Origin of the sequence: Pseudomonas sp. Irchel s3f19 (assembly GCF_900187555.1) — a bacterium.
Classification (GTDB): Bacteria; Pseudomonadota; Gammaproteobacteria; order Pseudomonadales; family Pseudomonadaceae; genus Aquipseudomonas; species Aquipseudomonas capeferrum.
The window spans coordinates 395381-415615 of the sequence record NZ_FYDW01000003.1; the positions used below are offsets into that span (position 1 = coordinate 395381).

Annotated in this window: 16 protein-coding genes; 6 read left to right on the top strand and 10 right to left on the bottom strand. The window is 63.1% G+C overall.

What is annotated here, in order from left to right:
* Nucleotides 1-7: 7 nt before the first annotated feature.
* The 4 genes from arcC to arcD (CKW22_RS09765) all read right to left on the bottom strand — a co-directional run bounded on the left by arcC (nucleotide 8) and on the right by arcD (CKW22_RS09765) (nucleotide 4822).
* Nucleotides 8-937, bottom strand: coding sequence for a carbamate kinase (arcC, locus tag CKW22_RS09750; RefSeq protein WP_033701047.1), 930 nt, complete (start codon nucleotides 935-937; stop codon nucleotides 8-10).
* A 90-nt stretch (nucleotides 938-1027) separates the two neighbouring features.
* Nucleotides 1028-2038, bottom strand: a complete 1011-nt coding sequence (locus CKW22_RS09755; RefSeq protein ID WP_016485079.1) for an ornithine carbamoyltransferase — start codon at nucleotides 2036-2038, stop codon at nucleotides 1028-1030.
* Nucleotides 2039-2108: 70 nt separating this feature from the next.
* Nucleotides 2109-3362, bottom strand: a complete 1254-nt coding sequence (gene arcA / locus CKW22_RS09760; protein ID WP_033701046.1) for an arginine deiminase — start codon at nucleotides 3360-3362, stop codon at nucleotides 2109-2111.
* Between the two features lie 32 nt (nucleotides 3363-3394).
* Nucleotides 3395-4822: an arginine-ornithine antiporter gene (gene arcD / locus CKW22_RS09765; protein WP_033701045.1), complete on the bottom strand. Its 1428-nt coding sequence runs from the start codon at nucleotides 4820-4822 to the stop codon at nucleotides 3395-3397.
* 434 nt (nucleotides 4823-5256) lie between these two features.
* Here arcD (CKW22_RS09765) and arcD (CKW22_RS09770) point away from each other — a divergent pair, with 434 nt between their 5' ends.
* Nucleotides 5257-6684 carry an arginine-ornithine antiporter gene (gene arcD / locus CKW22_RS09770; protein ID WP_033701042.1) on the top strand — a complete coding sequence of 476 codons (1428 nt, stop codon included), beginning with the start codon at nucleotides 5257-5259 and terminating at the stop codon, nucleotides 6682-6684.
* Here arcD (CKW22_RS09770) and CKW22_RS09775 read toward each other — a convergent pair.
* The 6 genes from CKW22_RS09775 to gap form a co-directional block, all read right to left on the bottom strand.
* Nucleotides 6664-7077 carry a YbaN family protein gene (locus CKW22_RS09775; protein WP_033701041.1) on the bottom strand — a complete coding sequence of 138 codons (414 nt, stop codon included), beginning with the start codon at nucleotides 7075-7077 and terminating at the stop codon, nucleotides 6664-6666. The two genes, arcD (CKW22_RS09770) and CKW22_RS09775, sit on opposite strands and share 21 nt — an antisense overlap.
* Nucleotides 7078-7131: 54 nt before the next feature.
* Nucleotides 7132-7725, bottom strand: a complete 594-nt coding sequence (locus CKW22_RS09780) for a biliverdin-producing heme oxygenase (protein ID WP_033701040.1) — start codon at nucleotides 7723-7725, stop codon at nucleotides 7132-7134.
* 150 nt (nucleotides 7726-7875) lie between these two features.
* Nucleotides 7876-10464 carry a TonB-dependent receptor gene (locus CKW22_RS09785; RefSeq protein ID WP_095064057.1) on the bottom strand — a complete coding sequence of 863 codons (2589 nt, stop codon included), beginning with the start codon at nucleotides 10462-10464 and terminating at the stop codon, nucleotides 7876-7878.
* A gap of 150 nt (nucleotides 10465-10614) precedes the next feature.
* On the bottom strand, nucleotides 10615-11577 hold the full coding sequence (locus CKW22_RS09790; protein ID WP_033701038.1) for a FecR domain-containing protein: 963 nt from the start codon (nucleotides 11575-11577) through the stop codon (nucleotides 10615-10617).
* Between the two features lie 91 nt (nucleotides 11578-11668).
* Nucleotides 11669-12181, bottom strand: coding sequence for an RNA polymerase sigma factor (locus CKW22_RS09795; RefSeq protein ID WP_033701037.1), 513 nt, complete (start codon nucleotides 12179-12181; stop codon nucleotides 11669-11671).
* Between the two features lie 382 nt (nucleotides 12182-12563).
* The gene (gap, locus tag CKW22_RS09800; RefSeq protein ID WP_095064058.1) at nucleotides 12564-13565 is read right to left on the bottom strand and encodes a type I glyceraldehyde-3-phosphate dehydrogenase; all 1002 of its coding nucleotides are present in this window, start codon (nucleotides 13563-13565) and stop codon (nucleotides 12564-12566) included.
* A 263-nt stretch (nucleotides 13566-13828) separates the two neighbouring features.
* On the opposite strand from gap, the gene edd reads away from it, so the two are divergent.
* The 5 genes from edd to CKW22_RS09825 all read left to right on the top strand — a co-directional run bounded on the left by edd (nucleotide 13829) and on the right by CKW22_RS09825 (nucleotide 20166).
* Nucleotides 13829-15655, top strand: coding sequence for a phosphogluconate dehydratase (edd, locus tag CKW22_RS09805; RefSeq protein WP_095064059.1), 1827 nt, complete (start codon nucleotides 13829-13831; stop codon nucleotides 15653-15655).
* Nucleotides 15652-16611 carry a glucokinase gene (locus tag CKW22_RS09810; protein ID WP_033701032.1) on the top strand — a complete coding sequence of 320 codons (960 nt, stop codon included), beginning with the start codon at nucleotides 15652-15654 and terminating at the stop codon, nucleotides 16609-16611. Before edd ends, CKW22_RS09810 begins: the two co-directional genes overlap by 4 nt.
* A 64-nt stretch (nucleotides 16612-16675) precedes the next feature.
* Nucleotides 16676-17401: a two-component system response regulator GltR gene (gene gltR, locus CKW22_RS09815; RefSeq protein ID WP_033701031.1), complete on the top strand. Its 726-nt coding sequence runs from the start codon at nucleotides 16676-16678 to the stop codon at nucleotides 17399-17401.
* Nucleotides 17382-18836, top strand: a complete 1455-nt coding sequence (locus tag CKW22_RS09820) for an ATP-binding protein (RefSeq protein WP_033701030.1) — start codon at nucleotides 17382-17384, stop codon at nucleotides 18834-18836. Before gltR ends, CKW22_RS09820 begins: the two co-directional genes overlap by 20 nt.
* A 103-nt stretch (nucleotides 18837-18939) precedes the next feature.
* Nucleotides 18940-20166: an AGE family epimerase/isomerase gene (locus CKW22_RS09825; RefSeq protein ID WP_095064060.1), complete on the top strand. Its 1227-nt coding sequence runs from the start codon at nucleotides 18940-18942 to the stop codon at nucleotides 20164-20166.
* Nucleotides 20167-20235 lie beyond the last annotated feature (69 nt).

The following is a 20235-nucleotide window of genomic DNA, read 5'->3' on the forward strand; positions in this document are numbered from 1 at the left end:
ACTGCATTCAACGGTAGCTGATCCCAGGCGTGGCGGTGGAAACCCGGGTGCCCGCGGTGCCTTTGACGATGTCCTCGATGTTTTCCAGCGAGCTGATCACCGCCACTTTGCCGGTGTTACGGGCAAAGTCACTGGCCGCTTGCACCTTTGGCCCCATGGAGCCGGCGGCGAAGCCCAGGCGTTCGAGTTCGTCGGGGTGGGCCTGGGCAATGGCTTTTTGCGTGGGCTTGCCCCAGTCAATGTAGGCCGCATCGACGTCGGTGGCGATGATCAGAAGGTCGGCTTCCAATTGCTCGGCCAGCAGGGCAGAGCACAGGTCCTTGTCGATGACCGCTTCGATGCCTTTGAGCTTGCGGTTTTCATCGTACATGGTGGGGATGCCACCGCCGCCGGCGCAAATCACGATGCTGCTCTTTTCCAGCAGCCACTTGATCGGGCGGATCTCGAAGATGCGCTTGGGTTTGGGGCTGGCCACCACGCGGCGGTACTTGTCGCCGTCGGGCTTGACCACCCAGCCTTTTTCCTTGGCCAGGCGCTCGGCTTCTTCCTTGCTGTAGACCGGGCCGATGAACTTGGTCGGGTCTTTGAAAGCGGGGTCGTTGGCGTCCACTTCAACCTGGGTGAGCAGCGTGGCGAACGGTACTTCGAACGCCAGCAGGTTGCCCAGCTCCTGTTCGATCATGTAGCCGATCATGCCTTCTGTCTCGGCACCGAGCACGTCCAGCGGGTAGGCTTCGTCGGGTTTGTAAGACAGCGCCTGCAGCGACAGCAGGCCTACCTGCGGGCCGTTGCCGTGGGCGATGACCAGCTCGTTGCCGGGGTGGATCTTGGCGATCTGCTCGGTAGCGGTGCGGATATTGGCGCGCTGGTTGTCAGCGGTCATGGGCTCGCCGCGACGCAGCAGGGCGTTGCCGCCCAATGCAACAACGATACGCATGGGGAATGTCCTTTATCGGGAATTTTGACGGTCGACGCAGCCCCGATGGGGCACGGGCAAGCCCGCGCGCCATCGGGGCCGGTGTGGCCTTTACAGGTCAGCCAGGGTCGACACCAGGATCGCCTTGATCGTGTGCATACGGTTTTCCGCTTGCTCGAAGGCGATGCAGGCCGGTGACTCGAACACGTCATCGGTCACTTCGATACCGTTGGCCAGGTCCGGGTACTGTTCGGCAATCTGCTTGCCGACCTTGGTGTCGGAGTTGTGGAAGGCCGGCAGGCAGTGCATGAACTTGGTGCGCGGGTTGCCGGTAGACTTCATCAGCTCGGCATTCACCTGGTAAGGCTTGAGCTGCTTGATGCGTTCGCCCCAGGCTTCGATGGGCTCGCCCATCGATACCCACACGTCGGTGTGCACGAAGTCCACGCCCTTGACCGCAGCTTTCGGGTCTTCGGTCAGGGTGATGCGGGCGCCGCTTTCTTCAGCGTACTTTTTGCAGCGTTCGACCAGGTCGTCATGCGGCCACAGCGCCTTTGGCGCGGCAATGCGCACGTCCATGCCAAGCTTGGCACCGATCAGCAGCAGCGAGTTGCCCATGTTGTTGCGGGCATCGCCCAGGTAGGCGTAGCTGATGTCGTGAAGTGGCTTGTCGCTGTGCTCACGCATGGTCAGCACGTCGGCGATCATCTGGGTCGGGTGGTATTCGTCGGTCAACCCGTTGAACACCGGCACGCCGGCGAACTTCGCCAGTTCTTCGACGATTTCCTGCTTGAAGCCACGGTACTCGATGGCATCGTACATGCGCCCGAGCACGCGGGCGGTGTCCTTCATGCTTTCCTTGTGGCCGATCTGCGAGGAGTTGGGGTCGATGTAGGTGACGTTGGCGCCCTGGTCATAGGCCGCGACTTCGAAGGCGCAGCGGGTGCGGGTCGAGGTCTTCTCGAAGATCAGGGCAATGTTGTTGCCCTTCAGGTGCTGCTGTTCGGTACCGGTGTACTTGGCGCGCTTGAGGTCGCGGGACAGGTCCAGCAGGTAGCGCAGCTCGCGCGTGGTGTGATGTTCGAGGCTGAGCAGGTTGCGGTTGTGAATATTGAACGCCATGACGGTTTCTCCTTGAATTCGGTGAGGTGCCCGGCCGCAGTCTTGTGGAGGCGGCCGGGAGTGATGGTCGTTAGTAGTCGAGCGGGTCGCGCACGATCGGGCAGGTCATGCAATGGCCGCCGCCACGGCCCCGGCCAAGTTCGCCGGCGCTGATGGTGATGACCTCGATACCGGCCTTGCGCAGCAGGGTGTTGGTATAGGTGTTGCGGTCGTAGCCGATGACCACGCCGGGCTCTACCGCCACCACGTTGTTGCCGTCATCCCACTGCTCGCGTTCGGCGGCGAAGCTGTTGCCACCGGTTTCGACCACGCGCAGCTTGACGCCCAGTTGTTCGCCGACCACGTCGAGGAACGACTTGTTCTCGCGGCGCACGTCCATGCCATAAGGCTTGCTTTCGTCGGGGCGGATGATGAACGGCACGATCTCTTTCACCACTTCCGGGAAGACCGTGACCAGGTCGCGGTCGCAGAAGCTGAACACGGTGTCCAGGTGCATCGCGGCGCGCGATTTCGGCAGGCCGGCGACGATGACTTTTTCCACCGCGCCTTTGGCGAACAGGTTCTGCGCCAATTGGCCGATGGCCTGGCGCGAGGTGCGCTCGCCCATACCGATCAGCACGATGCCCTTGCCGATCGGCATCACGTCACCGCCTTCGAGGGTGGCGTTGCCGTGCTGTTTGTCCGGGTCGCCGTACCAGACCTGGAAGTCGGCACCGGTGAACTCCTTGTGGAACTTGTAGATGGCGGTGGTCAGCAGGGTTTCCTGGCGTCGCGCCGGCCAGTACATCGGGTTGAGCGTAACGCCGCCGTAGATCCAGCAGGTGGTGTCACGGGTGAACTGGGTGTTGGGCAGCGGTGGCAGGATGAAGCTGGAGTGGCCCAGGTAGTCGTTGTACATCTTGACCACATCGGCGCCTTCGCTCTGCGGCAGGTCCTGGCCTGCCACGCCGCCGATCAGGAACTCGGCCAGATGGCGTGGCTCAAGGCCTTCGAGCCAGCTGCGCACTTCGTTGGTCAGGCCTACGCCGACAGTGTCAGGGGTGATTTTGCGGTCGAGGATCCACTTCAGGGCCTCTTTGTCTTGCACGATGTCGGTCAGCAGGTTGTGCATTTCCAGTACATCGACGCCGCGCTCGCGCATCTTGGTGACGAAGTCGAAATGGTCGCGCTTGGCCTGGTCGACCCAGATTACATCGTCGAAGAGCAGTTCATCGCAGTTGCTCGGGGTCAGGCGCTTGTGTGCCAGGCCTGGGGAGCAGACCATCACTTTGCGCAGTTTGCCGGCTTCGGAGTGGACACCGTACTTCTGTTTTTCAGCGGACATTGTTCATTCCTCCATGTGTGCGAAGACGTGGGTCAAAGGGTCAGGAAGCCGTCGTACAGGCCATAGGCAGCCACCAGGGCGCCGACGACCACGGCCGCGAAGATCAGTTTTTCCACGTTGGTGAAGACAGGTTGGCCAACCTCGCGCTTGGCCTTGGCGAACAGGATGGCCCCCGGGGCATACAGCAGGGCCGAGAGCAGCAGGTATTTCACGCCGCCGGCGTACAGCAGCCAGATGGCGTACAGCAGAGCGATGGCGCCGATGAACAGGTCCTTCTTGCGTTCGGCCAAGGCTTGCTCGTAGGTTTCATTGCGCAGTGCCAACAGGAATGCATACGCCGCCGACCATAGGTAAGGCACCAGGATCATCGAGGTGGCGAGGTAGATCAGCGACAGGTAGGTACTGCTGGAGAACAGCGTGATGACCAGGAAGATCTGCACCATGGCGTTGGTCAGCCACAGGGCGTTGGCTGGCACCTGATTGGCGTTTTCGCGGCGCAGGAACTCCGGCATGGTGTGGTCTTTGGCGGCGGCGAACATGATTTCGGCGCACAGCAGCACCCACGACAGCAGGGCCCCGAGCAGCGAGATGATCAAGCCGACGCTGATCAGCACCGCACCCCAGTGGCCGACCACATGTTCAAGCACGGCGGCCATCGACGGGTTCTGCAGTTTGGCCAGTTCCGGTTGGGTCATGATGCCCAGCGACAGCACGTTGACCAGCACCAGGAACAGCAGCACGGTGACGAAGCCGATGACGGTGGCCTTGCCCACGTCAGCGCGTTTTTCCGCCCGTGACGAGAAGATGCTCGCGCCCTCGATGCCGATGAACACCCAGACGGTGACCAGCATCATGTTGCGCACCTGGTTCATCACGCTGCCCAGCTCCGGTGTGCCCAGGCCCCAGATGTCGGCGGTGAATACGTCGAGTTTGAAGGCGAACAGGCAGATCAGGGTGAACAGCACCAGCGGCACGATCTTGGCCACGGTGGTTACCAGGTTGATGAACGCCGCTTCCTTGATGCCGCGCAGCACCAGGAAGTGCACGGCCCAGAGCAGGATCGAAGCGCCGATGATCGCGGCGGGCGTGTTGCCCTCACCGAAGATCGGGAAGAAGTAACCGAGGGTGCTGAACAGCAGCACGAAGTAACCGACGTTGCCCAACCAGGCACTGATCCAGTAACCCCAGGCTGAAGAGAAGCCCATGTAGTCACCAAAACCGGCCTTGGCGTAGGCGTAAACCCCGCCGTCCAGGTCAGGTTTGCGGTTGGCCAGGGTCTGGAACACGAACGCCAGGGTCAGCATGCCGACCGCGGTGATGGCCCAACCGATAAGCACCGCGCCAACCCCCGCGCTGGCCGCCATGTTTTGGGGCAGCGAGAAGATCCCGCCACCGATCATTGAACCCACTACAAGTGCAACTAGCGCACCGAGTTTTAATTTTCCGGATGAATCAGACATTTAACAACTCCTGCCAGGAGAAAGTTGACGACAGAATAAATCCGACGCCGGGGCCATTCGCTGACGTGGGTCAGTTCATGGTCATGTGAAGTAGGAAAAATCCTTCACATGGCTCCTGGAGAGTGCCGACAGCTTTGCCGCAGGCCTTGTGGGCTGGCACCTCCATGTCCTACTAGAGCAAACGCTCTGTTCGGCCTGCGCTGCTTGAAGCTAGTCGTTTTTGAGGCTTTCGCAAATTTTTCACAAGAATTTCGAGTTTTAACAGCGCCTTCCCTAGTTGCTGGGCAGCTGCTAATTTTTACAGAGGGTCGGCATAGACAAAGCAGTTATGAGTGCTATAGCTTTTATGGCGTTAACCCATATAAGCCACCGCGCTTAATATGGCCGGCATGGCTGTTTCAAACGAATGACAGCGGGTGAAAAAAGGGAGGCACATGAGCGAACCGGGACAGAAGCTGCGCCTGGGCGCGCTGATCGCACTGGTGGTGGGTTCGATGATCGGTGGTGGGATCTTCTCGCTGCCGCAGAACATGGCGGCGCGTGCCGATGTCGGCGCGGTACTGATCGGTTGGGGCATCACGGCGGTTGGCATGCTGGCCCTGGCGTTCGTGTTCCAGACCCTGGCCAACCGCAAGCCTGAACTGGACTCGGGCGTGTATGCCTACGCCAAGGCGGGCTTTGGCGACTACATGGGCTTCTCTTCGGCCTGGGGCTACTGGATCAGCGCCTGGCTCGGCAACGTCGGCTATTTCGTGCTGCTGTTCAGTACGCTGGGGTTCTATTTTCCGGTGTTTGGCGAGGGCAACACGCCTATCGCCATCGGCTGCGCCTCGCTGCTGCTGTGGGCTGTGCACTTTCTGGTGTTGCGCGGCATCAAGGAAGCGGCGTTCATCAACCAGGTGACCACCGTGGCCAAGGTGGTGCCGTTGCTGATTTTCATCGTCATCGCGGCGTTTGCCTTTCGCGCCGACATCTTCACCCGTGATATCTGGGGCTTGAGCAACCCGCAGTTCGGCAATGTGCTGGACCAGGTGCGCAACATGATGCTGGTCACCGTGTTCGTGTTCATCGGCATCGAAGGCGCCAGCGTGTATTCCGGGCGTGCACAGCGCCGGTCGGATGTGGGCAAGGCCACGGTGATCGGCTTTCTGGGCGTGCTGGCGCTGCTGGTGCTGGTTAACGTGCTGTCGCTGGGGGTGATGACCCAACCGGAGCTGGCCGGGCTGCAGAACCCGTCATTGGCATCGGTGCTCGAACACATCGTTGGCCCGTGGGGCGCATTGTTGATCAGTATCGGCCTGGCCGTTTCACTGCTCGGCGCCTTGCTTTCATGGGCATTGCTGTGCGCCGAGATCCTGTACGCCACCGCGCGTGACAAGACCATGCCGCGCTTTCTGGCCAAGGAAAACGCCAACCATGTGCCGGCCAATGCCCTGTGGCTGACCAACTGCATGATCCAGGGCTTCTTGCTGATCACCCTGGTTTCGGCCGGGACCTACACCAGCCTCATCTACCTGGCTTCGTCGATGATTCTGGTGCCTTACCTGTGGTCGGCGGCGTATGCGGTGTTGCTGGCGCTGCGTGGAGACTCCTACGCCGGGCAAGCGGGCCTGCGGCGCAAGGACCTGCTGGTGGCGATGGTTGCCCTGCTGTATGCGGTGTGGTTGCTGTACGCCGGTGGGCTCAAGTACCTGCTGCTGTCGGCGCTGCTGTATGCCCCCGGTGTGATTCTGTTCGCCAGGGCCAAGCACGAGCAGGGGCAGACCCTGTTCACCACGTGGGAGAAGCTGATTTTCGCTGCGGTGCTGGCGGGCGCTGCGCTGGCGGCGTATGCCCTGTATTCAGGGTTGCTGAGCTTGTGACCCGGCTACGCAAGCTTGTTCTGGGCGCGACCAGATCCACAGGTTGCCCAGGGTCATGCCGCCGATCGCCAGAAACACCGGCCAGTGGTGATCGAGGAAGGTCAGCATCAGGCCTGCGCACAGCAGCATGCTGATGGTGGCGCTGACCTTGGCCCGGCGCTGGATCACCTTGCCATTGCGCCAGTTGAACAGAATCGGCCCGAACAACCGGTGATTCTCCAGCCAGGCAGAAAGGCGCGGTGAACTGCGGGTGGCTGCCCAGGCGGCCAGCAGGATGAACTCGGTGGTCGGCAGGCCGGGAATGACGATCGCGACCAGGCCAACCCCCAGGCTTACGTAAGCCAGGATTCCATACAGCAGGCGAGCGAGTTTCGAGCGGGCAGGTTGGGTCATGGTCTCACTGCGAAAAACGGTTCGGCCACCGGTGGGGTGGCCGGGTACAGCGTGTCAAACCAGCGCGGCATCCGCCGCATAGGCGTGCTTGAGCAGCTCGGTGAAGCGCTCGAAGGCTGCGACAGCGCCCCGTTCGGCGGCGGCCTCTTCTTCGGCCGACAGCGCCAGGCCATCGAGGATGCGGGTGAACTGTTTCCAGCCTTCGGCACGGCCGCCGGCCGGTTCGCCCAAGTGGCGGGCACCGAAGCTGTCGGACAGCTCAAGGGCCACGGCACGCTTGATCAGAAACGCAGCGCCCAGTTTGGAGCCTTCGGAGACGAAGATCCAGCCCATGGCCTCGCCCAGGCTCGGATTTTGTACCGCGCCAGGGACTGCGCCGGGCACTTCGGTGTCGAGGTCGGCGAGGTCCAGGCGGGCCTGTTCGGCGCGGCAACGCTCGGCCAGGTCGGGGACGATGGCGATCAGTTGCGGGTCGTTGTACAAGGCCTTGAGTTCGGACTGGAACAGGTACTGGGCAACCACGAAGCGGGCGAAGTTTTCACGGCTGTCGAAGGGGGCGTGGGCCTTGACCAGGGCATCCAGCTCGGTGTGCGGGGCGTGGGTGATCTGGTTGAGGCGCTGGGAGCGCAGGGCTGGGCGTTCGGTCATGGGGGCAGTCCTTGGAAAAAGGGGCGTCTAGATACAAGACGAAATAGCGGGGGCGGGACAGTAAAAAAACTGGGTTTTTTTGGTGGTGGCCTTGAGGGTTGCGGCGCTCGATCTTGTAGACGCTGCAACGCTCAAGGCCTACCCAAGGGATCAGATATCCCACACCACATTGATGCCAAAGTTGCGCCCCGGCATGGTCAGGCGGTCCATGTTGGCTGGCTGGGTTACCGCAGCCTCACCCTGGCCGTCGTAGCTGCGTACCGAGTCCCACTGCCAGTACTTCTTGTCGGTGAGGTTGTACAGGCCGGCGTTGATGGTGACGTCGTCGGTCACCTTGTAGAAACCGGTCAGGTCCAGCACGCCATAGCCCGGGGTGCGGAACTTGGCGCTGGCGCCATCGGGTGCGTAGAAGTGGGTGTCGTCCACGCGGGTCTTGCGCTTGACCAGCGTCCAGCTCAGCAGGCCACCGTAGTTTTGCTGCTCGTAACCCAGGCCGAACACACCCTTGAGCGGGTTGACGGTGTTCAACGGCTGGCCGGTGTCATCGTTGCGACCGTAGGCGTAGGCAATCGAGCCCTGGGTGTACAGGCCTTGCGGCGCGCCGAAGTGATCCAGGTTCAGGCGGCCCTTGACCTCGGCGCCTTTGATGGTGGCGTGCTTGATGTTGTTGGCCTGGAAGGTTTGCTCCAGGTTGGCGCTTTGCACGGCATCTTCATCGATGAAGTCGCGGTACTTGTTGTAGAACACCGCCACATCGAAGTTACCCGCGTCGAAGTTGCCACGCAGGCCGGTTTCGTAGCTTTTGCTCTTTTCAGGTTCGAGACCCGGGTTGCCCTCTACGCGGTAGCCTTGCTCCAGGTTCTGGAAGCGGCCATACATGGACTTGGCCGTGGGCGTGCGGAACCCTTCGGCATACTGGCCGTACCAGGTGTAGTTGTCGTTGAACGCGTAGGTCAGGCCAAACTTGGGCGAGACGCGGTGCCACTTCTTGTCCGAGTCGTCCTGCGAGGTGGGTGCCGTGCCGGTGGACTCCAGGCCACGCAAGAAGGCATCGGTAAACTTGGGCTCCATGTGCGTGTAGTCATAGCGTGCGCCTGGCATGAAGGTCCAGTTGTTCCAGCGGATCTCGTCCTGGACGAACAGGCTGTAGGTGTTGATGGTCGGGTCCGGGAAGTCGCTGACCAGCACCTGGCCGTCGCGAGCGCTGTCCTGCCCGATGGCGGTGCAAGTGCCGCCAACGTTCAGGCAAGTGCCCGAACCGCTACGGGAGCCGGTGACCTTTTCATGCTTGAGCGTGGTGCCGTAGGTCAGCAAATGATCGGTTGCACCGATGCTGAAGGCTTTGTCCAGCTGGGCATCAAAGACCCATTGGCGATCCTTGTAGGTGGTCTGACGTTCACGAAGTACCTGCCGACCCGAGGCGACATACAGCTCATCGGTGGTTTGATCGGTTTTGGCAATCTGGTAGTTGAGGCTCCATTTGATATGGTCGGCGACCAAGCTATCGAGACCGAACTCATGGTTGATGCCGAAGCGTTCGCGGGTCACCGTATCGTTGCCCTGGCGCATACGATAGGAATTCATGGCACCAAAGCCTGGAATGAACGGCCCACCCACCGCACTGAGGATATTCTGGTCGCGGTCGTCCTTGTAGCGCTCGTAGGTGAACCCCAGGCGCGCATCGTCAGCGTAGTTCCAGCCCAGTTTGGCCAGCACGTTGGTGGTGCGCACGTCCTGCGGGTTGGCCTCGGTGCGGGCCAGGCCGTCACCGCTGTGGCCACCGTAGGACTCGGTCTCGTGGCCATTACGCTGGCTCAGGTGCAGCAAGCCGTCGAAGTTGCCCTGGCGGCCGGCGACGGTGGCGGAGGTCAGCCAGCTTTCGTCGGCCGAGCTGTAACCGGTCTTGAGGCGCGCACCCACGTCCTCGCCGGGCTTGATGATGTCGTCCGGGTCGAGGGTGAAATAGCTGACCGCGCCGCCGATGGCATTGCTGCCATATAGCACCGACGCGGGGCCGCGCAGTATTTCCACGCGCTTGACGATCTCGGGGTCGACGTAGTTGCGCTGGGTCTGGGCGTAAGGGCCGTAGAAGAAGCTGTCGGGGATCGACACACCGTCGATCTGGGTGAGGATCCGCTCGCCGTCGATGCCGCGGATGTTGTAGCCGTTCAGGCCGCTGCGCTGGCCGGTACCGGCCACCGAAACACCTGGCTCGTAGCGCACCAGGTCCTGGATGTTGTTGACGTTCTGCCGGTCCAGTTGCTCGCGGGTCTGCACGCTGACGGTGCTCGGCACCTGGCTGACGTCCTGGGCGCTGCGGGTGGCGCTGACGGTCACCTGCTGCAGGGCGATGACATTGCCCGTGGTCTGGCGCTCGAGCACCACGTTGCCGTTACCGATCTTGCGATAGCCAAGGCCGGTGCCCTTGAGCAGGCGCTTGAGCGCGGCCTCCGGTGGCAGCGAGCCCTGCACCCCTTGCGAGGCGACGCCATCGGCCAGTTCGGCACTGAAGCCGACCTGCCAGCCGGTGACCTGGCTGAAGGCGTTGATGGCCGAAACCAGTGGCTGCTGGCCGATGCTGAAGCGATAGTCACCCATGCGCGGGCTGCTGGCCTGGGCAGGTTCGGCGGCCAGGGCCGGCAGGCTGCAGGCGCCGCAGGCGAGCAGGGCCAGGCTCAGCAGGGACAATTGCCCTGTGCGGCGGGAAAGTGTGGACGGGCGAGTTGGACCTGTGGACATCGAAAGCGCTCCCAGACGCGCGAACTGTTATAGGTGATGACCGTTCTTGTTATCAAACAAGAATCAGTTGCATTGGCTATAACGAGACGGGCGGGGTAGCGCGATCGCGTAAAAATAATTTATCGCAGTCGCAGCACCTGCAGTGGCAACTCAGTTGAGAATCACCACAGCGGGGTATTCGTGCAACTGGGCAGAGGTGATGTGGGCCAGGGCGCGCAGGGTTTCCAGCGGTTGGTCGAGGCGATAGTTGCCCGTGACCGCGACGTCTTCCAGGCCGGCATTGCGGTTGATGATCCAGCCCGGGTAGTAGCGCCTGACCTCGGCCAGCACCTGGCTCAACGGGCAGTTCTCGAACACCAGGCGGCCGTCGATCCAGGCCAGGTCCTTTTGCATGTCCGCGCGCTGGCGCTGGCCAAAGCCCTGGGGGCCGACGCTGATGCTGTCGCCGGCGCTGAGGCGGATGCGCTGGTCGCTGGCGGCCTGCAAGTCGACATCACCGCGCTGCACCCGCACCTGGGCTTCGCCGTCGAGGTAACGCACGGCGAAGTCGGTGTCACGCACCTGGGCCCGTAGCGGGCCGGCCTGGACTTCGAGCGGCCCTTGCGCGCCCTCGGGCACCTGGAAGTAGGCCTCGCCCTGCAGCAGGCGCGCGACCTGGCGCCCTTCTCGCAGGTCACTGGCGAACGCCGAGTTGGTGTTGAGCAACACTTTGGCGCCGTCGTCCAGTTGCAGGCGCTGCCGTTCGCCCACCACGGTCAGGTGATCGGCCTGCAGGCGCATGGGCAGGTTGCCGAGGGTGAACAGGCCGATCAACAACACCGCGGCGGTGGCCAAGGGCTTCCAGTGGCTGCGCAGGCGCCCGCGCAGGGATCGACGTTGGCCCTGATGCAGCTGCGCGGCCGCCTGGTGCAATGGCGTGCCATTCCACAGCGCTTCTGCTTCAACATAGGCTTCGGCGTTTTCCGGTGCGGCGCTGAGCCAGGCTTCGAAGGCCTGGGCGTCGTGCGCATCGGCGCATTGCAGGCGTACCAGCCAGTCCAGTGCCTCGTCCATGGCACGGGCACGGGCGTTGGGCCCGGCAGGTGTCGGGCGAGGGACAGGGCGGTCGGTCACGGTGAATCCTTGCAAGGGTTGTTCACGAATCATCAAGGCTAAGGTCGGGTGTGGCAAGTGCTTTGCGTTGCCCGGCTGGCCGACGGTCGCATCACTTGAGGCGGTCGGCGACGCCCATGCAGATGGCCATGATCAGTTTCAACTCCTTCTGCACCGTGCTGGCCGAGACGTTCAGTTGCTCGGCAATTTCCAGGTAGGTGGCGCCATGTAGGCGGCTGAGGATGAAGATGCGCTGCTGGCGCTCGCTCAGTTGATTGAGGCTGACGCTCAGGTGCTTGAGCAACTGCTCGGCGTGGGCGGCGTCCTCGCTGCTGCTGGCGGGCGCAGCGACACTGTGCAGCACCTCGTCGGGCACGTCGTCGACCAGCATGCGGGACTGCACCCGGCGTGCGCGCAAATGGTCGAGGGCCAGGTTGCGCGCGGTCTGGAACACGAACGGTTCGATATGTTCGATGGGCCGTTCGCTCAGCGCACGGGAAACCCGCAGGTAGGTTTCCTGCAGCAGGTCCTCGGCCGTGCTGGGGTTGCCCACCATGCGTTGCAGGGTACGCAGCAGGCTGAGGCGCTGGACGAGGAAAACGGAGTTGAACCGGGACTGACTCACAGGGGGACCTGGCCGACGAAAGGTTAATGATAATGCTTATCATCCGTGCCGTTGGTCAAGTGTGGAAATGTTAGAAAAAGGTAAAGATTGTGAGTGGAGTGTGTATGGCGGTGGACATCCTGTGCTTTTGAGATCGAGCGCCGCCCGCGCGGCGCTTCGCGGGGCAAGCCCGCTCCCACATTTGTTTCGGGCCAGTCATGCCTGTGTAATCGGCGCGCGTCCCCCTTGGTGCACGACGCGATATCGAAGGGGACAAACAAGGGACCGCGCGCGAATGGATCAGGATTGATTGGCCCGAAACAAATGTGGGAGCGGGCTTGCCCCGCGAAGCGCCGCGCGGGCGGCGCTCGATCTCACAGGCGCTGCAAATCCCGTGGCATGCTCAACGGGCCTGGCACAACGCCAGGCAGTTATCCAGCATGCGGTTGCTGAACCCCCATTCGTTGTCATACCAGGCCAGCACCTTCAGCATGCGCCCGTTGGCCCGGGTATGGTTGGCATCGAAGATCGCCGACAGCGGGTTGTGGTTGAAATCGCACGAAACCAATGGCAAGGCGTTGTAGCCCAATACCTTGGAGTGCCGGCTGGCCTCCTGGAACAGCTGGTTGACCTCGTCGGCGCTGGCGTCACGCTTGAGGTTGACGGTGAGGTCCACCAGCGACACGTTGATCACCGGCACCCTTACCGCCATGCCGGTCAGCTTGCCGGCCAGTTCCGGCAGCACCAGGCCCACGGCTTCGGCGGCGCCGGTCTTGCTCGGGATCATCGACTGGGTGGCCGAGCGCGCACGGTAGGGGTCGCTGTGGTAGACGTCGGTCAGCACCTGGTCGTTGGTGTAGGCATGGATGGTGGTCATCAGGCCTTGTTCGATGCCGAACTCGCGGTGCAGTACCTGGGCGATCGGCGCCAGGCAGTTGGTGGTACAGGAGGCATTGGAAATGATCTGGTGCGACGCGCGCAGCACGTCATGGTTGACCCCGTACACCACGGTGGCGTCAGCCCCCTTGGCCGGTGCCGAGACGATCACTTTGCCAGCCCCCGCAGCCAGGTGCGCGGCAGCCTTGGCCCGGTCGGTGAACAGCCCGGTGCATTCGAATACCACGTCGATCGCTTCGGCCTTCCAGGGCAGCTCGGCCGGGTTGCGGATGGCACTGACCGCGATACGGTCACCATTGACCGTGAGGCTTTCATGATCGGCTTCTACGCTGGCGTCGAAGGTGCCGTGCACGCTGTCGTACTTGAGCAGGTGGGCGTTCATGGCGCTGTCACCCAGGTCGTTGATGGCGACGACCTGCAGGTCCTGGCGGTAGCCTTGGGTATACAGTGCGCGAAGGACATTGCGCCCTATGCGGCCGAATCCATTGATGGCGATGCGAAGGGTCATGGCGTTACCTCTGGCGGTCCGAGTGAGGCCTGTGGCACAAAGGGGCTTCACTGAAACGGTTTTGTTGTTGGAATTACAAGATTATTCACTATCAGATAGAAAACAAGCCTTTTTAGTGGCAGTATTTTGTTTAAACATACAACGAGTGGTCGGGCAGGCCTCTCAGCGATGCCTCAAAGGCCCTGTTCTAGAGCCTAGGTCGCAATCGTTTGGAGGGGAAATGCCCGGTAAGCCGCCCATACAGTTAGCCTGGAGTCCAGTACATGCACCCGCGCATCCTTGAGGTCACCCAACGGCTGGTCGAACGCAGCCGTGCCACCCGTGAACGCTACCTGCAGCTGATTCGCGGCGCGGCCGGTGACGGACCCATGCGTGCCAGCCTGCAGTGCGCCAACTTCGCCCACGGCGTGGCCGGTTGCGGCGCCCAAGACAAGCAGAGCCTGCGGCTGATGAATGCGGCCAACGTCGCCATCGTCTCGGCCTACAACGACATGCTCTCGGCGCACCAGCCGTACCAGCACTTCCCAGAGCAGATCAAACAGGCCCTGCGTGAAGTCGGCTCGGTCGGCCAGTTCGCCGGCGGCGTGCCGGCCATGTGCGATGGCGTGACCCAGGGCGAGCCGGGCATGGAGCTGGCCATCGCCAGCCGTGAAGTGATCGCCATGTCCACCGCCGTGGCCCTGTCGCACAACATGTTCGACGCCGCGCTGATGCTCGGCATCTGCGACAAGATCGTCCCCGGCCTGATGATGGGCGCGCTGCGTTTCGGGCACTTGCCGACCATTTTCGTGCCAGGTGGCCCGATGCTCTCGGGCATCTCCAACAAGCAGAAGGCCGACGTGCGCCAGCGCTATGCCGAGGGCAAGGCCAGCCGCGAGGAGCTGCTGGAGTCGGAGATGAACTCCTACCACAGCCCCGGCACCTGCACCTTCTACGGCACCGCCAACACCAACCAGCTGGTGATGGAAGTGATGGGGTTGCACCTGCCAGGCGCCTCGTTCGTGAACCCCTATACGCCGTTGCGCGATGCGCTCACTGCCGAGGCCGCGCAGCAGGTCACGCGCCTGACCAAGGCCAGCGGCAGCTTCATGCCACTGGGCGAGGTCGTCGACGAGAAGTCGCTGGTCAACTCGATCGTCGCCCTGCATGCCACCGGCGGCTCGACCAACCACACCCTGCACATGCCGGCGATCGCCCAGGCGGCGGGCATTCAGCTCACCTGGCAGGACATGGCCGACCTGTCCGAGGTGGTGCCGACGCTGTCCCATGTCTACCCCAATGGCAAAGCCGACATCAACCACTTCCAGGCCGCTGGCGGCATGGCCTTCCTGATCCGCGAGCTGCTCGATGCAGGGTTGCTGCACGAAGACGTCAACACTGTTGCGGGCCACGGCTTGCGCCGCTACACCCAGGAGCCGTTCCTCGACAACGGCAAGCTGGTCTGGCGCGAAGGCCCGCTGCACAGCCTGGACGAGACCATCCTGCGCCCGGTGGCGCGGCCATTCTCGGCCGAAGGCGGCCTGCGGGTGATGGAAGGCAACCTTGGGCGTGGGGTGATGAAGGTTTCCGCAGTCGCCCGCGAGCATCAGGTGGTTGAAGCCCCGGCGCGGGTATTCCACGACCAGCAGTCGCTGGCCGACGCCTTCAAGGCCGGCGAGCTGGAGCGCGATTTCGTAGCCGTGGTGCGCTTCCAGGGGCCGCGTTGCAACGGCATGCCGGAGCTGCACAAGCTGACGCCGTTCCTCGGTGTGCTGCAAGACCGCGGCTACAAGGTTGCGCTGGTCACCGATGGGCGCATGTCGGGCGCGTCGGGCAAGATCCCGGCTGCCATCCACGTTTGCCCCGAAGCCTTTGACGGTGGGCCGCTGGCACGGGTACGCGATGGTGATATCGTGCGGGTCGATGGTGTCGAAGGCACGCTGCAGCTCAGGGTTTCGGCCCAGGAACTGGCCAGCCGCGACCTGCCGCCAGCACCTCAGGGCAACGACCTGGGCTGCGGGCGCGAGCTGTTCGGCTTCATGCGCATGGCGTTCAGCTCGGCCGAGCAAGGCGCCAGCGCCTTTACCTCGGCCCTGGAGAACCTCAAATGAAGGACCTGCTGGTTGGCGACATCGGTGGCACCAATGCCCGCTTTGCGTTGTGGCGTGACAACCAGCTGTACCAGGTGCAGGTTTTCGCCACCGCTGACTACACAAGCCCCGAGCAGGCGATTGAAGCCTACCTGCACGATCAGGGCATTGTCCGTGGCGGCCTTTCGGCGGTGTGCCTGGCCGTCGCCGGGCCGGTCGATGGCGATGAATTTCGCTTCACCAACAACCATTGGCGGCTCAGCCGGCGTGCGTTCTGCAAGACGCTGCAGGTCGAGCAGCTGTTGCTGATCAACGATTTCACGGCCATGGCCTTGGGCATGACGCGCCTGCAAGCGGGCGAATTCCGCGAAGTCTGCCCTGGCCAGGCGGACCCGCTGCGGCCTGCTTTGGTGATCGGGCCGGGTACCGGCCTTGGTGTCGGCAGCCTGCTGCGCCTGGGTGAACAGCATTGGCAGGCATTGCCGGGTGAGGGTGGGCATGTCGACCTGCCGGTGGGCAATGCCCGTGAGGCGGCGATCCACCAGCAGATTCATGGCCAGATTGGCCATGTCAGTGCCGAGACGGTGCTCAGTGGCGGTGGCCTGGTGCGCTTGTATCAAGCCATCTGCGCGCTGGACGGCGACATACCGCGACACAAGACTCCAGCCGATATTACCGATGCCGCCCTGGGTGGCGAACCGCGGGCGTTGGCGGTGGTCGAGCAGTTCTGCCGCTTCCTGGGGCGGGTGGTGGGCAACAATGTTCTGACCCTGGGCGCCCGGGGTGGGGTTTACATTGTCGGCGGTGTGATCCCGCGGTTTGCCGAGCTGTTTTTGCGTAGCGGGTTTGCCGCGAGCTTTGCCGACAAGGGCTGCATGAGCGGGTATTTTGCCGGGGTGCCAGTGTGGCTGGTGACGGCGGAGTTTTCCGGGTTGCTGGGGGCGGGGGTGGCTTTGCAGCAGGTGCTGGATCAATAGAGCGAAGCAGCCCAATATCGAAACAGCAGGCGAAAGACCTGTGACAACAAGAGGGCGGGACACCTTGAGCACTGCCGGTAAATCCATCCTGATGGTCGACGACGATCAGGAAATCCGTGAGCTGTTGCAAACCTACCTGAGCCGTTCCGGCTTCCAGGTTCACGCCGAGGCCGACGGGCAGGGCTTTCGTCAGGCCCTGGAAAGCACCGCCTGCGACCTGGTCATCCTCGATGTGATGCTGCCCGATGAAGACGGCTTCAGCCTGTGCCGCTGGGTGCGCCAGCACCCGCGCCAGGCGCGGGTGCCCATCATCATGCTCACCGCCAGCTCCGACGAAGCCGACCGGGTCATCGGCCTGGAACTGGGCGCCGACGACTACCTGGGTAAACCCTTCAGCCCGCGTGAGCTGCAGGCACGGATCAAGGCCTTGTTGCGCCGTGCCGAGTTCGGCCAGGCGGCGCCGAACAGTGCCGTGCTGGCCTTCGACGACTGGCGCCTGGACACGGTCAGCCACCGCCTGTTCCACCGCGATGGCGAAGAGGTGATCTTGTCTGGCGCCGACTTCGCTTTGCTCAAGCTTTTTCTCGATCACCCCCAGCAGATCCTCGACCGTGACACCATCGGCAATGCCACCCGTGGCCGTGAGCCGATGCCGCTGGACCGTATCGTCGACATGGCGGTCAGCCGCCTACGCCAGCGCTTGCGCGACACCGACAAGCCGCCGCGGCTGATCCGCACTGTGCGTGGCAGTGGTTACCTGCTGGCTGCCCATGTCTGCTGTGCTTGCTGAGCGGCGTTGGCGCCTGCTGCCACGCTCGCTGCTGGGGCGCATGCTGCTGCTGACCTTGCTGGTGGTACTGCTGGCGCAGGGCTTGTCCAGCGTCATCTGGGTCGCCCAGCTACGTGCCAGCCAGTTGCAAGGCTTGCGCGCCAGTGCCGGCAGCCTGGCCCATTCGATGAGTGCCAGCGTCAGTTATTTCCGTTCTTTGCCAGTGGCCTATCGGCCGATGGTGCTGGACCAGTTGCGCAGCATGGGCGGTACGCGTTTTTTCGTGTCGCTCAACGACAAGCCGCTGGACATGCCGGTATTGCCCATAACACCGCGCAAGCAGGCGGTCATCGATGTGTTCCAGCAGGTGCTGCACGAGCGGCTGGGCGCGCAGATGGAGATTTCCGTGGAGTTCGTCGCCCCCGATGACCTGCGCATCTTCAACAGCGGCCTTAAGCTCGATGAGCTGCCGCGCTCCTGGGCCCATTATTCGCTGACCCTGGAGCCACTCAACCCCCCGGTGCTGGTCACGCAGATTCGCCTGGGCGAAGGCGAGTGGCTGTACATCGCCTCGCTGCTGCCCGAGCCGTATACCAGCCTCGAAGCCGAACGCCTGCCGCGTCAGCAAATCGGCTTCATCGTTATGACGACGGCCTTGCTGCTGCTGTTCATCGGCCTGCTGGTGCACTGGCAAAGCTGGCCGCTCAAGCGCTTGGCGCGCGCCGCGCGGGACCTGTCGCTGGGTGCCGATGTGGCGCCAGTGCCCGAGGGCGGTGGTAGCGAGGTGGTCGAGGTGGGGCGGGCGTTCAACAGCATGCGTGAGCGCATCAGCCGCTACCTGACCGAGCGCAGCCAGTTGTTCAGCGCCATTTCCCACGACCTGCGCACGCCGATCACCCGCCTGCGGCTGCGTGTCGAACTGCTGGAAGATGAGCGCCTGCAAACCAAGTTCAGCCAAGACCTGGATGAACTGGAGTTGTTGGTCAAAGGCGCCTTGCAGTGCGTAAAAGACACCGACATTCACGAGAACATCGAGCCGGTCGACCTCAACCAGATACTGGAGATTCTCGCCGAGCCCTACCTGGGCGATGGCCGCATCACCGTCGAAGGCCAGGCGCTGGCGCCGTACCCGGGCAAGCCGCTGGCCTTGCGCCGCTGCATCGGCAACCTGATCGACAATGCCATCAAGTATGGCGAGCGGGCACGCCTGCGCATCATCGACAGCAACGAGGGCTTTGTCCTGCAGGTGGATGACCAGGGGCCGGGGGTGCCGCAGCAACAGCAGGAGCAGGTGTTCGTGCCGCACTTCAGGCTGGCCGGGCAGCAGCAGGGGTACGGGTTGGGGTTGGGGATTGCGCGCAACATCGCCCATAGCCATGGCGGGGAGGTCAGCCTGCTGAACTTGCGCGAGGGCGGGTTGCGCGTGACCCTTCATCTACCCCGCAGCCTGGACTGATGGCCATGTCACTGACCGGTGACACAACGGCAGGCCTTCGTGACATTCCAGCCAGGACGGCTGGCTAGACTCTGCACACCTCTGGCATGGAAGACGTGGCTGCATGGACTCTATCGATTCGCTGGAACATACCGCCTGGCTCACCCACGAAGGGTGGCGGCTGCTGGCGTTCGCGATGGCCTCGCAAGTGCCTGAAGGCTTCGCCAATCTCGACGCCCGTGGCCAGTTGCCGCCTTCGGCCCTTGCCGAAACCCTGACAACTGCGCGCATGACCCACAGCTTCGCCCTGGCGCACCTCCAGGGTGTACCAGGCTGCCTGGCATTGGTGGAGCATGGCGTACAGGCCTTGCGCGGGCCGCTGCATGACGCCACGCACGGCGGTTGGTTCGATCGCCCGCAAGGGCAGGGTGGCAACGGCAAGGCGGCCTACCTGCATGCCTTCGTCGCGCTGGCCGCAAGCTCGGCAGTGGTAGCCGGTGCCAGCGGTGCGCAGGGTGTGCTGGAGGAGGCGATCCGGGTCATCGAGGAACGCTTCTGGAGCGAGGAAGAGGGGGCGTTGTGCGAGTCCTTTGCCAGCGACTGGCAGCAGCCGGAAGCCTACCGTGGTGCCAACAGCAACATGCACGCCACCGAGGCCTTTCTCGCCCTGGCGGATGTGACCGGCGATGCGCTCTGGCTGCAGCGCGCCCTGCGCATCGTCGAGCGCATCATTCAAGGCCATGCGGCTGCCAGCGACTACCGCGTGGTCGAACATTTCGATGCGCACTGGCAACCGCTGCCTGAATACAATCGGGCCAACCCCACCGATCACTTCCGGCCTTATGGCACGACGCCTGGCCACGCGTTCGAATGGTCACGCCTGCTTCTGCACCTGGAGGCCGCACGGCACTTGGCCGGGTTGTCTACGCCGGCGTGGCTGCTGGCCAGTGCGCGAGCGCTGTTCGCCAACGCCTGCCGGCATGCCTGGAACGTCGATGGCGCCGAGGGCATCGTCTACACCCTGGGCTGGGACAACCAGCCCAGGGTGCGCGAGCGCCTGCACTGGGTGCATGCCGAAGCGTGCGCCAGTGCGGCAGCCTTGCTGCGGCGCACCGGTGAGCAGCAGTACGCGGATTGGTATGGCTGTTTCTGGGCATTCATCGACAGCCGCTTCATCGACCGCGTCGGTGGAAGCTGGCACCACGAACTCGACCCTGGCAACCAACCTGCAGCGGCTATCTGGGCAGGCAAGCCAGACCTCTATCACGCCTATCAGGCTGTGCTGTTGCCCACCTTGCCGTTGGCGCCGAGCCTGGCGAGCGCACTGGCGCGCAATGTAACCAAACGATGACATTCACGCATCGCTTCGTTACCTGGCGCAGCGACCGCTCTGATTAGACTCCATGCAATGCAAGCGATC

Coding starts and splice junctions, on each gene's coding strand:
- CKW22_RS09785 (WP_095064057.1), bottom strand. CDS start 10,464: ATGTCCACAGGTCCAACTCGCCCGTCCACACTTTCCCGCCGCACAGGG.
- CKW22_RS09775 (WP_033701041.1), bottom strand. CDS start 7,077: ATGACCCAACCTGCCCGCTCGAAACTCGCTCGCCTGCTGTATGGAATC.
- arcD (WP_033701045.1), bottom strand. CDS start 4,822: ATGTCTGATTCATCCGGAAAATTAAAACTCGGTGCGCTAGTTGCACTT.
- CKW22_RS09825 (WP_095064060.1), top strand. CDS start 18,940: ATGGACTCTATCGATTCGCTGGAACATACCGCCTGGCTCACCCACGAA.
- arcA (WP_033701046.1), bottom strand. CDS start 3,362: ATGTCCGCTGAAAAACAGAAGTACGGTGTCCACTCCGAAGCCGGCAAA.
- CKW22_RS09820 (WP_033701030.1), top strand. CDS start 17,382: ATGTCTGCTGTGCTTGCTGAGCGGCGTTGGCGCCTGCTGCCACGCTCG.
- arcD (WP_033701042.1), top strand. CDS start 5,257: ATGAGCGAACCGGGACAGAAGCTGCGCCTGGGCGCGCTGATCGCACTG.
- CKW22_RS09755 (WP_016485079.1), bottom strand. CDS start 2,038: ATGGCGTTCAATATTCACAACCGCAACCTGCTCAGCCTCGAACATCAC.
- arcC (WP_033701047.1), bottom strand. CDS start 937: ATGCGTATCGTTGTTGCATTGGGCGGCAACGCCCTGCTGCGTCGCGGC.
- gap (WP_095064058.1), bottom strand. CDS start 13,565: ATGACCCTTCGCATCGCCATCAATGGATTCGGCCGCATAGGGCGCAAT.
- CKW22_RS09780 (WP_033701040.1), bottom strand. CDS start 7,725: ATGACCGAACGCCCAGCCCTGCGCTCCCAGCGCCTCAACCAGATCACC.
- edd (WP_095064059.1), top strand. CDS start 13,829: ATGCACCCGCGCATCCTTGAGGTCACCCAACGGCTGGTCGAACGCAGC.
- CKW22_RS09810 (WP_033701032.1), top strand. CDS start 15,652: ATGAAGGACCTGCTGGTTGGCGACATCGGTGGCACCAATGCCCGCTTT.